The organism is Jiangella ureilytica (assembly GCF_004348545.1).
Classification (GTDB): domain Bacteria; phylum Actinomycetota; class Actinomycetes; order Jiangellales; family Jiangellaceae; genus Jiangella; species Jiangella ureilytica.
In genome coordinates this window covers 47900-59058 of sequence record NZ_SMKL01000039.1, presented here as the reverse complement: position 1 = coordinate 59058, position 11159 = coordinate 47900, and the positions used below count along the sequence as shown (strand labels likewise).

Sequence of the window (11159 nt, the reverse complement as noted above, 5' to 3'; positions counted from 1 at the left end):
CCCCTGCCCAGAGCCCCGCGACCCCGGCAGCTCCCGGCGCCCCCGCGCCGCGCGCGGGCTGGTCGACGCCGCCGCTCGCCGGGCACCAGGCCGGCCAGCAGGCCGCCGGCCCGCACGCGACCACCCAGCTGCCCACCGACGCGGGCGCCGCGGCCGGCTCGCCGCCGCCGCACCTGCCGCCGACCGAGTACGGGCGCGCCCCCGAGCCGAAGCGCCGCCGGGCCCCGCTGGTCCTCGCCGGTGTCCTGCTCGGCGCGGTCGTCGGCGGCGCCGCCGGTGCGGGCGTCGTCGCGGTCGTGAACGACGACGACGGCGACGGCTCCAGCCCGGTGTCGCGCAGCGACCTCAGCAACTCCGGCAGCGACGGCACCAGCCAGCAGGCGGCCGACGTGACGGGCGTGCAGGCGGTCGCCGCCGAGGTGACCCCCAGCGTCGTGTCCATCGCCGTGCAGAGCCAGTTCGGCCAGGCCGGCGGCACCGGCGTCATCATCTCGTCCGACGGCGAGATCATCACGAACAACCACGTGGTCGAGGGCGTCGGCCAAGGCGGCACCGTCCAGGTGACGTTCTCCGACGGCACCACCGCCGACGCCGAGGTCGTCGGCACCGATCCGCTCACCGACCTCGCGGTCATCAAGGCCCAGGACGTGTCCGGCCTGCAGCCGGCCGAGCTCGGCAACTCCGGCGACCTCGCCGTCGGCCAGCAGGTCGTCGCCATCGGCTCGCCGCTCGGCCTCGACGGGACCGTCACCAGCGGCATCGTCTCCGCGCTGAACCGGCCCATGGCCGCCAGCAGCGAGGGCCAGCCGCAGAACGGCGTCAACTCCGTCATCGACGCCATCCAGACCGACGCCCCCATCAACCCCGGCAACTCGGGCGGGCCGCTGGTCAACATGGACGGCCAGGTGGTCGGCATCAACAGCGCCATCCTCACCACCGGCAGCGGCAACGGCTCCATCGGGCTGGGCTTCTCCATCCCGATCGACCAGGCCAAGCCGATCGTCGAGGAGCTCCGCGCCGGCCAGGAGGCCACCCACGCCCAGATCGGCGTCGGTGTCGGCGACCCGCAGGGCGGCGACGTCCGCGGCGCCCTGATCGCGCAGGTCAACCCCGGCAGCGCGGGCGACGAGGCCGGCCTGCAGGAAGGCGACATCGTCACCCACGTCGGCGACCGTGTGATCACCGACGCCACGTCCCTGATCGCGGCCGTCCGGTCGCACCGTCCCGGCGACGAGATCGAACTCACCTACGTGCGCGACGGCCAGGAGAACACCGCCACGGTGACCCTGGGCAGCGACGCACAGACCAGCTGAGCCACGCCGTCGTCCGGGAAAGGACGCCCCCAGAGCCTGGTGCGTGCTCTGGGGGCGTTCCCGCGTCGGCAGCCGCGGAGGTCACCGTCGGTGCGAACGCGACGCTGTCGGCCCCCGCCCGTAGGGTGCGACTCCCACCCGGACGGGCGGGGACCGAACCCGGTCGCCGTTGTCAGTGGGGACGGGCAGACTGGGATCGTGGAGCTGAAGGACGTCGCCGACACCTCGGCCGCCGTCGCCGGGGTGTCCGGCCGGCTGGCGAAGACCGACCTGCTCGCCGGCTGCCTGCGCCGGGCCGACCCCGCCGAGGCCGAGGTCGTGGCCAGCTACCTCGCCGGCGAGCTGCGCCAGCGCCGCACCGGGCTGGGCTACGCGTCCCTGCGAGACGTGCCGCCGCCCGCCGGCACGCCGTCGCTGCAGGTGCTCGACGTCGACATCGCGTTCGGCGAGATCGCCGAGTTGTCCGGCAAGGGGTCCACGGCGGCGCGGCGCGAGCGGTTCCGCGCACTGATGGCCCGGGCCACGCCGTCCGAGCAGCGGCTGCTGGCCGGGCTGGTCTCCGGCGAGCTGCGCCAAGGCGCCCTCGACGGCGTCCTCACCGAGGCCGTCGCCCGCGCGTCCGAGGTTCCGGCGGCCGACGTCCGCCGCGCGGTCACCGTCGCCGGCGCCCTGGTGCCCGTCGCCGCCGCCGTGCTGGCCAACGGGGCCGAAGGGCTGACCCGGTTCCGGCTCACCGTCGGCTCGCCGCTGCGGCCCATGCTGGCCTCCCCCGCTCCCGACATCGCCGAGGCGCTCGAGCGCACCGGCGAGGCCGCCGTCGAGTGGAAGCTCGACGGCGTCCGGGTCCAGATCCACCGCGACGGCTCCGACGTCGCCGTGTTCACCCGCACGCTCGACGACATCACCGGCAACGTCCCCGAGCTCGTCGAGGCCGTGCTGGCGCTTCCGGTGCGGTCGGTGGTGCTCGACGGCGAGACCATCGCGCTCGACCCGTCCGGGCGGCCGCTGCCGTTCCAGCGCACCGGCTCGCGGGTCAGCAGCCGGGTCGACGTCGCGACGGCGCGCGCCAAGGTGCCGCTGTCACTGTTCGTCTTCGACGCGCTGCACATCGACGGCGCCGACCTCATCGGCCTGCCCGGCACCGAGCGCTGGGCCGCCATGTCCGCCGTCGTGCCGGCGCCGGCCCGGGTGCCGCGGCTGGTGACGTCGTCGGCCGACGACGCGCAGGCGTTCTTCGACGACGCCGTCGCCCAGGGCCACGAGGGCGTCATCGTCAAGGGCCTCGACGTTCCCTACGAGGCCGGCCGGCGCGGCTCGGGCTGGCTCAAGGTGAAGCCCCGGCACACCCTCGACCTCGCCATCCTGGCGGCCGAGTGGGGCCACGGGCGGCGGCAGGGCTGGCTGTCCAACCTGCACCTCGGCGCGCTCGACCCCGCGGGCACCTACGGCCCGGCCGGCGGCTGGGTCATGCTGGGCAAGACGTTCAAGGGCCTCACCGACACGATGCTGACCTGGCAGACGGCCGAGCTGAAGTCGCTGGCCGACGGGCCTACGGACGAATGGGTCGTGCGGGTGCGGCCGGAGCTGCTGGTCGAGATCGCCTTCGACGGCGTCCAGACCTCACCCCGCTACCCGGCCGGCGTCGCACTGCGGTTCGCCCGCGTGCTGCGCCACCGTCCCGACAAACCCGCCGCCGAGGCCGACACCATCGACTCCGTCCTGGCCATCCGCGGCCCGGTCGCTCACGAGGACGGCTCGTAGCGGGCCACGAGCGCGGCGGCGCGGGCGTGGAGGGCGGCGCGCAGCCAGGGCGGATCCAGGGCCTCCGCGTGCGCGGCGAGCTGCCACAGCGCCCACTCGGCGTGCCGCGCGTCCTGGAAGGCCACCTGCAGCCGCAGCCGGCCGTCCGCCTCGGCCTCCTCGGCGAGCAGGGCCAGCGCGGTGCCCACCAGCTCCTCGCGCCGCGCCGGATGCAGCAGCACGACCACCGTCACCTGGTCGCCGCCGGTCCGGAACCGCGTGCTGCGCTCCTGCCAGGCGCGGTCGAGGTCGACCCGGTCCGGGCGCTCCGCGAGCTCGGCGAGCTCCTCCGCGGCCAGCACCCGCGACAGCCGATAGGTGCGGTCCGAGCCCGACCTCGTGGCCAGCAGGTAGCCCTGGTCGCGTACGGTGACCAGGCCGATCGGGTCGACCGTGCGCCACCTCGGCTCTTGGCCCGCGGCCGCGTAGTGGATGCGCAGCTTGTGCCCGGCGAACACCGCGCGCCGCACCTCGGCCACGATGGTGTCGGGCACCTCGTCGGGCACCAGCCGGCGTGACAGCAGGTCGGTCTCCGGGTCGATGAGCAGCCGCTGGGTCGCGCCGGCCGCGACGTCGCGATGGCTCTCGGGCAGCGCGTCGACCACCTTGAGCATGGCCGAGGCGAGCGCCGAGCCGAGGCCGAACGCCTGCGCGCCGCGCCGCGACCCGGCGACCAGCAGGGCGAGCGCCTCGTCGTGGTTCAGTCCGGTCAGCTCGGTCTGGAAGCCGGGCAGCAGGGCGAACCCGCCGAGCCGGCCGCGTTCGGCGTAGACCGGCACTCCGGCCGCCGACAGCGCCTCGATGTCGCGCAGCACGGTGCGCGTCGACACCTCGAGCTCGCGGGCCAGCTCCGTCGCCGACAGCCGGCCGCGACGGCGCAGCAGCAGCACCAGCGAGACGAGCCGGTCGGCGCGCATGGGAGAAGTCTACGGAATACACGACACAGGGTGTCGTGTATCGCTGGCAGGCTGATGGACATGACGAACGTGGTGGCCAACGAGCCGAACGACCTGGGAAGACTCTTCATCGAACGCGGCAACGCCGGCGACGTCGACGGGCTGGTGTCGCTGTACGAGCCCGACGCAGTGCTGGCGTTCCCGCCGGGCAGCCTCGCCACCGGTCACGCCGAGATCCGCACGGTGTACGAGCAGTTCGTGGCGGCCGCGCCGGTGCTCACACCGGGCCGGCAGCACCCGGCGCTGGTGAGCGGCGACCTCGCCCTGACGGTGGTCACGCTCACCACCGGTGAGCTGACCGTCGAGATCGCGCGCCGCCAGCCGGACGGATCATGGCTTTGGGTCCTGGACCAGCCGTTCCTCGTCCCGTAGCGGAGCGACGGGTGGACGTGCGGATCGTGACGATCGGGGTCTACGGCTTCACGGCCGAGTCCTTCCTCGAAACGCTCGCCGGCACGGGCGTGGGGTTGCTGCTCGACCTCCGCCAGCGCCGCGGCGTCCGAGGCCCCGAGTACGCCTGGGCGAACTCCGCGCGGCTGCAGCAGGCGCTGGCCGCGGCGGGCATCGGCTACCGGCACGTGCCGGGGCTGGCGCCGACCACCGAGCTGCGTCAGCTCCAGTACCGCGAGGACGACCGCGAAGGCGTGGGCAGGCGCAGCCGCGTCAGGCTCGCGTCCGAGTACGCCGGGCGCTACACCCGCGAGATCCTGGACCCGTTCGATCTCGGCGCGCTCGTGGCGGAGCTTCCGGGCGAGGCGACGACGGCCCTCTTCTGCGTCGAGCGCGACCCGGAGGCGTGCCACCGCTCGCTGGTGGCCGGGCGCCTGCACGCCGAGCACGGCGTCGCGGTCAGGGACCTCCGCCCGGACTGACGCCCCGGCGGGGCGGTGCCGAGACGACCTCAGCGACCGCCGCTGATGCCGCGGTGCGCCTGCGCCAGCCGCTCCATGCCGTCGGCCAGGACCTCGACCCCGGTGTGGTCGGACGAGCGCAGTAGCAGGCCGGCGGCCTCCCACAGGGCCGTCTGGACGGCGCTGGCGGTCTGGTCGTCGGCCGTGGCGGTGGCGGCGGTCTCGAGGCCGGTGGTGGCGTCGACCAGCCGGGACCAGGAGGTCGGGGCGTAGCGGCCGGTGACGACGCGGACCCGCTCGCCCTCTTTGAGGACGGCGTCGCGCTCGCGGTCGAAGAGGTACTGGCCGAGGGCGGCGCCGCCGACCGCGCCGCCGACCAGGCCGACGAGTGCGCCCACGACGGCACCGACGACACCGAGGCCGAGCATCAGCGCCAGCACGACCAGCAGCACCGCGCCGATGACGGCGCCGGCGATGGCGGGCACGAGCTGGTGGCGGCGCAGCCCGACACCGACCACCTGGAACAGCGGTGCCGGCTGGCCGAGCACCTCGGCCACGCGGTCACGCAGCGGCTGGTCGTTCACTCCCGGGCGCAGCACGGCGAAGGTCTCGGGGACCGCCTGCCCGGACGTCGCGGCGTGCGCGGGCCGGCCCGACGTCCAGCGGACGGCGCCCCACGGCCGCTTCTCGACGATGTTGGGCAGCCACGAACCGCGCTTGGCCTTGAGGCGGTCGACGATCTCTTGCTGCTGGTCCCACGCCTGCGACCACTCCCACTCCTTCATCGCGCTCAGCGGGTGCGGTCGGCTCATCTCGATCTTCTCTCCATCGTGATCACCAGGGTGGATTCTGCGCCCGTCCCCCGAACGAGACTGTTCGAAGCCTACCCAACCCATGACCAAGATCACGGGGTCCATTCGGACATAAATGCCTGATCTTGCCCCCTCCAGCTCGCGGGCGAGCATCCGGCATGGTACGCCCGGCCGGATCCGCCCGAGCAGCGGCGGCTACCGTGGTGGTGTGTACCGGTTCCTGCTGACGCCCCGCTGGCTCCTGCTGCACGCCGTGGCGGCGGCGGCGGTGGCCGGCTGCCTGGTGCTCGGCTGGTGGCAGGCCGGTGTGTACCAGGACAGCCACGGCCGGCACGAGCTGCGCGACCGCGAGCCGGTCGCCGTCACCGAGCTGGCCTCCCCCGGCGCCGAGCTGGGCGACGCCGCCGACCGGCAGGCCGTCGCGACCGGCGAGTACCTCGCCGGCCAGCAGCAGATCGTCCCCGGGCGGGTGCACGACGGCACGCTCGGCTCGTTCGTCGTCACTCCCCTGCAGACCGATGACGGCCTGGTCGTGCCGGTGCTGCGCGGCTGGGTGGACGACCCCGGCGAGCCCGGCACGGCCGTCCCGCCGGGCGAGGTCACGGTCACCGGGTTCCTGCTGCCGCCCGAGACGCCCGGCCACGCCACCGTCCGCACCGGGCAGGAGCTCGAGGACGGCCGCATGGCCTACATCGCGCCGGACCAGCTGGCGCAGCGGGCCGGAGTCGGCGAGGCCGAGGCGCTGCAGGGCTACCTGCTGCTCGAGGACGAGTCGCCGGCGCCGGCCACCGCGCCCGCGGTGCTCGACGTCGACGCCGTCGCCCCGATCCGCGACGTGAGCCCCTGGCAGAACCTCTCCTACTGGGCCCAGTGGTGGGTCTTCGCGCTGGCCGCGGTGATCTTCTGGGCGTCCATCGTCCGCTCCGGCATCCGCACCCGGCGCGATCAGGGCGACAGCGACGAGCCGAGCGACGACGGCGTCAGCGCACCCGCTGCGTCTCACGCGCCTTCCTGACCACGAACCGCTCGGCGACGAACGACGCGAACGGCACCGTCCCGGCCAGGGCGATGAGGACCGCCCAGCTCGCCTTCCAGCCGCGCTGGTGTACCAGCAGCCCGGTGGCCACGAGGTAGATCACGTACAGCCAGCCGTGGATCGGCGAGACCGTGCGGCTCATGGTCGCGTCGCCGGGCGGGCCGTAGCGGACGAAGATCGCCACGCAGAGCACCAGCAGGACCACACCGGTGACGTAGGCCATGACGCGGTAGAAGGGCAGGGCATCTCGACGCACCACCCGAGCCTAACCGCCGACGTCAGAACCCCAGCAGGCGGTACGCCTCGATCACGCCGGTCTTGCCCTTGACCTCCAGGCCCTCGACCCGCTCCGTCCGCGCGGCGGGCAGCTGCCGGGCGGTCTCGGCGCCGATGAGCACGCCGCCGACGGGTGCCGCGCTCTCGAGCCGGGCGGCGAGGTTGACGGTGTCGCCGATGACGGTGAACGTGCGGCCGCCGGCGGTGCCGAGGAGGCCGACGGCGACCTCGCCGGTGTTGACGCCGGCGCGGAACCGGGGCCAGCCGGGGTGGCGAGCCGCCACCGTCGCCGTCGCCTCCTGGATCGCCAGCGCCGCCCGGGCCGCCCGCTCCGCGTGGTCGGGCTGGTCGCCGTCGCGGTTGAAGGTCACCATGATCGCGTCGCCGACGAGACGGTCGACGGTGCCGCCGTGCTGCTCGACGACGGGCGGGATGGCGATGGTGAAGTACTCGTTGAGCATCTCGGTGACGTCCTGCGGGCGGGTCCGCTCCGAGAACGACGTGAACCCCTGCAGGTCGGCGAAGAGGACGCTGATCTCGCGGGTCCCCTTCGCGGTCTCGCCGAGGTACAGGCCGGCGAACCGCTCCTCGTACCACTGCCGGTGCGCGCTGCCGGCGACCAGCGCGAACGCCGCCAGCATCAGCAGGTGCCACTCCCACCAGCTGGCGTGCCAGTTGCGGCCCAGCGCCACCGCCACCGACGCCTCGGCCAGCAGCACGAACGCCGCCGCCATGGCCATCAGCAGGGTCACCGAGCCGGGATGGCTGGGCAGCCGCAGGTACTGGACGACGGCGAACAGGTACAGCAGCAGGGCCGCGACGGCGAGCCAGACCAGCGGGCCGGACGCCCGTTCCGGCGGCGCGGGGTCGTCCAGCGGCGCCAGGCCGCCGACGGAAGCCGCGCCCCACAGCACCAGAACGGCGATCAGGACGCCGCGGATGGTCGCCGACCGGCGCATCACGCTCTGCGCGCGGCTGCCGGTCAGGTCGGTCGCCGACGCCGCCGCGATCACCGCCGCCACCAGCAGCCCCACCGGCGTGGCCAGCGCGAACCCGGCGTTGGACCCCTCGAGCAGCACCCCGGGCGTCGCCAGCGCGTGCAGCCCGAGGAACCCGGCCGCCGCCAGGAACGCCAGTGAGACCAGGAAGACGCGCGCGTCGTTGCGGCGGCGCGCGGCCGTCCCCGTCGCGTAGGCCAGCGCCGTGCTCAGCGCCGCCGCGCTCAGGACCAGCCAGAAGTGCGCCGGGTGGTGCTGCCACGTCACGTCCCACGCCGGTATCGCGAGCAGCACGACGAGGCCGGCGACCGGGATCGCGAGCAGCAGCGCCGTGGTCGCGAGGCGCGGGCGCGAGGCGACGGCGTGCGCGGGCGGGTCCGCGGGCGTCCCGGTCACGGCTGGTCCGGCTCCGCGACGGCCGGTGCGGCCGCGCCGCCGGCCGGAGCGGCCGGGGCCCCGGCCGGCGGCGCGGCGGCGAGCCACTGGTGCACCTGCTGGATGACCACCGAGCCCTCGCCGACAGCGGACGCGACCCGCTTGACCGAGCGGCGGCGGACGTCGCCGACGGCGAACACGCCCGGCACGCAGGTCTCGAGCATCAGCGGCTGGCGTTCCAGCGGCCAGCGCCGGGCGGCGTGGCTCTCCATGACGTCGGGGCCGGTGAACAGGTAGCCCCACTGGTCGTGCTCGATCCGCTCCGGCAGCCAGCCGGTGTGCGGCTCGGCGCCGATGAGCAGGAACAGCCCGGTCGCCGGTTCCGTGCGGGTCTCGCCCGTGTCGCGGTCGCGCAGCTCGACCCAGGCCAGCCGGCCGGAGCCGCCGCCGTCGACCACCTCCGTGCGCAGCCGCACCCGCACGCCGGCCGCGTCGAGGGAGTCGATGAGGTACTGCGACATGCTGTCGGCCAGCGAGGCGGCGCGGACCAGCAGCGTGACCTCGCTCGCGTACCTGGCCAGGTGGATGGCGGCCTGCCCGGCCGAGTTGCCGCCGCCGACGACGAACACCGGCTCGCCCGACAGCGCCCGCGCCTCGGACACCGACGCGCCGTAGAACACGCCGGCGCCCTCGAACGCCTCGAGCGACGGCACGCCGATGCGCCGGTAGCTGACGCCGGTGGCCAGCACGACGGCGCGGGCCCGGGCCTGCTGTCCGTCGGCCGCCGTCAGCACGTGCCAGCCATTCTCGGGCTTGAGGTCGACCAGCTCGCGCATCAGCAGGAACGTCGTGCCGAACACCCAGGCCTGCTGGTAGGCGCGCTGGGCCAGCTCGGCTCCGCTGATGCCGCGGGCGAAGCCGAGGTAGTTGCGGATCAGCGAGCTCGAGCCGGCCTGGCCGCCGATGGACTCGCGCTCGACCACGAGCGTCCGCAGCCCCTCCGACGATGCGTAGACGGCGGCCGCGAGCCCGGCCGGCCCCGCGCCGACGACGATGAGATCGAAGTCGGTCTCCGTGCCCAGCGTGGTGTTCACGCCGTAGGCGTCGGCGAGCTGGGTGTTCGTCGGGTCGACGAGCACCCGGCCGTCGTGCAGCAGGACGACCGGCACTGAGATGTCCTCGAGACCGGCCGCAGCGAGCGCCGTCCGGCCCTCGCTGGTCTCGGAGGCGGTGAACTGGTGCTGCACGCCGTTGCGGACCAGCAGGCTGCGCAGCTCGTGGGCGCGCGGCGACCAGCGCTGCGCGATGACCGTCACCTCGCGCGGCGCCGCCGACACCGACCGTTCCCATTCGAGCAGGAACTCGGTGACGGTGCGGTGGAAGTACTCGTCCGGCGAGCGCCACGGCCGCAGCGCGTAGTAGTCGATCTTGCCGAGCGCGATCAGCCGGTGGATGGAGTCGGCGGTCTCGCGGTCGGCCCACGCGCCCCAGTCGACGACGAGGGCCCGTTTGGCCTCTGGGTACAGCTCCTTGACCTGGCCGAAGACCGCGTCCTCGGGGTCGGCCGCAGCGCCGGGTGCGCGGTCGCACAGGACGAGCGCGACCTGAAGCCCGCGGTCGTGCAGCGACTCCAGCGTCGACAGCCCGGCCGTGCCGGTCCGCTCGTCGACGACGTCGTAGTCGCCGCCGTAGCGCCGTCGCAGCTGATCGGCGATGCGGTCCTGGCCGGTCGCATGGTGCTCGTGCTCGATGACCATCAGGACCGGCCGCCGCTGGTCCGGCCGCTCGGACGATGCCACGCAGACACCTCCCCCCAAGGTAGCGGCCGGCCGTGCCCATGGCCGGCCGCATGCTGGCGAGTCTACGGCCCGGGCGAGAGAATGGGCAGGTGGCGCCGGTCCGAGTCCGCGAGACGATCGTCATCCCCGACGACGAGCTGTCCTGGCGGTTCTCACGCTCCAGCGGGCCCGGTGGACAGGGCGTCAACACCACCGACTCGCGGGTCGAGCTCTCCTTCTCCGTCGCCGACTCTCGGGTGCTCAGCCCGACTGCGCGGTCGCGGATCATGGAGCGACTGGCGCACCGGCTGGTCGGCGGCGTCGTGACGGTGGTCGCGTCGGAGCACCGGTCGCAGCTGCGCAACCGCGAGGCCGCCCAGGACCGGCTGGCCGCCCTGCTGGACGACGCGCTGCGCCCGCCCCCGCAGCCGCGCCGCCCCACCAAGCCGTCGCGTCGGGCCCGCGCCCGCCGGGTCGAGGCGAAGCGCCGCACCGGCGAGACCAAACGCCTGCGCCGCCGTCCCGACGAATGAGCGGATCCGGATGCCGGCTACGCGCTGAGGCTGGGCTTGATCGCGACCAGCCGGCCGAGCAGGCCGTTGACGAACGTCGGCGACTGGTCGGTCGAGAGGTCGCGGGCCAGCGAGACCGCCTCGTCGAGCGCCACCGGGTCGGGGACGTCGTCGCGGTAGAGGACCTCGTAGACGCCGATGCGCAGCAGGTTGCGGTCGACCGCCGGCATGCGCTCGAGCGTCCAGCCTTCGGCGTAGGTCGAGATGAGCTCGTCGATGCGCTCGCGGTGCGCGATGACGCCCTCGACCAGCTGGACGGTGTACTCGTTCAGCGGCTGCTCGGCCGTCGCCATGCGGTGCGACAGCGTGGCGCCCAGGGTGAGCCCGCGCATCTCGGACTCGTACAGGATGTCGAGCGCGCGCTTGCGGGCACGGCTCCGTGCTGGCATTCC

At 74.4% G+C, this 11159-nt stretch carries 12 protein-coding genes; 6 read left to right on the top strand and 6 right to left on the bottom strand.

All coding sequences use genetic code 11. The features are described 5' to 3' along the window. Both E1212_RS17760 and E1212_RS17755 read left to right on the top strand, forming a co-directional pair. On the top strand, nt 1–1313 hold a 1313-nt coding region (locus tag E1212_RS17760; protein WP_203416958.1), incomplete at its 5' end, for a S1C family serine protease. Between the two features lie 198 nt (nt 1314–1511). Continuing rightward, nucleotides 1512–3074, top strand: coding sequence for an ATP-dependent DNA ligase (locus tag E1212_RS17755; protein WP_131984818.1), 1563 nt, complete (start codon nt 1512–1514; stop codon nt 3072–3074). Here the strand turns inward: E1212_RS17755 and E1212_RS17750 are convergent. After that, nucleotides 3056–4030, bottom strand: coding sequence for a helix-turn-helix transcriptional regulator (locus E1212_RS17750; RefSeq protein WP_131984816.1), 975 nt, complete (start codon nt 4028–4030; stop codon nt 3056–3058). The two genes, E1212_RS17755 and E1212_RS17750, sit on opposite strands and share 19 nt — an antisense overlap. Nucleotides 4031–4102: 72 nt before the next feature. On the opposite strand from E1212_RS17750, the gene E1212_RS17745 reads away from it, so the two are divergent. Both E1212_RS17745 and E1212_RS17740 read left to right on the top strand, forming a co-directional pair. Next, the gene (locus E1212_RS17745; protein WP_131984844.1) at nt 4103–4441 is read left to right on the top strand and encodes a YybH family protein; all 339 of its coding nucleotides are present in this window, start codon (nt 4103–4105) and stop codon (nt 4439–4441) included. Between the two features lie 11 nt (nt 4442–4452). Beyond that, complete coding sequence (locus E1212_RS17740) at nt 4453–4941, top strand: DUF488 domain-containing protein (protein WP_203416956.1); 489 nt, start codon at nt 4453–4455, stop codon at nt 4939–4941. A gap of 29 nt (nt 4942–4970) precedes the next feature. Here the strand turns inward: E1212_RS17740 and E1212_RS17735 are convergent, their stop codons facing one another. After that, on the bottom strand, nt 4971–5732 hold the full coding sequence (locus E1212_RS17735; protein WP_131984812.1) for a hypothetical protein: 762 nt from the start codon (nt 5730–5732) through the stop codon (nt 4971–4973). 208 nt (nt 5733–5940) lie between these two features. Here E1212_RS17735 and E1212_RS17730 point away from each other — a divergent pair, with 208 nt between their 5' ends. Beyond that, entirely contained in the window at nt 5941–6747 is an 807-nt protein-coding gene (locus E1212_RS17730) for an SURF1 family protein (protein WP_162605531.1), read from the top strand. Here the strand turns inward: E1212_RS17730 and E1212_RS17725 are convergent. From E1212_RS17725 to E1212_RS17715, 3 genes are read right to left on the bottom strand one after another with little or no spacing between them, the layout of a single operon-like run. Beyond that, nucleotides 6713–7024 carry a DUF3817 domain-containing protein gene (locus tag E1212_RS17725; RefSeq protein WP_203416955.1) on the bottom strand — a complete coding sequence of 104 codons (312 nt, stop codon included), beginning with the start codon at nt 7022–7024 and terminating at the stop codon, nt 6713–6715. The two genes, E1212_RS17730 and E1212_RS17725, sit on opposite strands and share 35 nt — an antisense overlap. A 22-nt stretch (nt 7025–7046) precedes the next feature. Continuing rightward, nucleotides 7047–8438 (bottom strand): adenylate/guanylate cyclase domain-containing protein, encoded by a 1392-nt coding sequence (locus tag E1212_RS17720; RefSeq protein WP_131984808.1) that lies wholly within the window; start codon nt 8436–8438, stop codon nt 7047–7049. Next, a complete protein-coding gene (locus tag E1212_RS17715) occupies nt 8435–10216 on the bottom strand; it encodes an NAD(P)/FAD-dependent oxidoreductase (protein ID WP_203416954.1) in 1782 nt (593 codons plus the stop codon). Before E1212_RS17715 ends, E1212_RS17720 begins: the two co-directional genes overlap by 4 nt. 50 nt (nt 10217–10266) lie before the next feature. On the opposite strand from E1212_RS17715, the gene arfB reads away from it, so the two are divergent. Next, complete coding sequence (arfB, locus tag E1212_RS17710; RefSeq protein WP_131984806.1) at nt 10267–10728, top strand: alternative ribosome rescue aminoacyl-tRNA hydrolase ArfB; 462 nt, start codon at nt 10267–10269, stop codon at nt 10726–10728. A gap of 17 nt (nt 10729–10745) precedes the next feature. Here the strand turns inward: arfB and nusB are convergent, their stop codons facing one another. After that, a complete protein-coding gene (gene nusB / locus E1212_RS17705) occupies nt 10746–11156 on the bottom strand; it encodes a transcription antitermination factor NusB (protein WP_131984804.1) in 411 nt (136 codons plus the stop codon). Between the last annotated feature and the right edge of the window lie 3 nt (nt 11157–11159).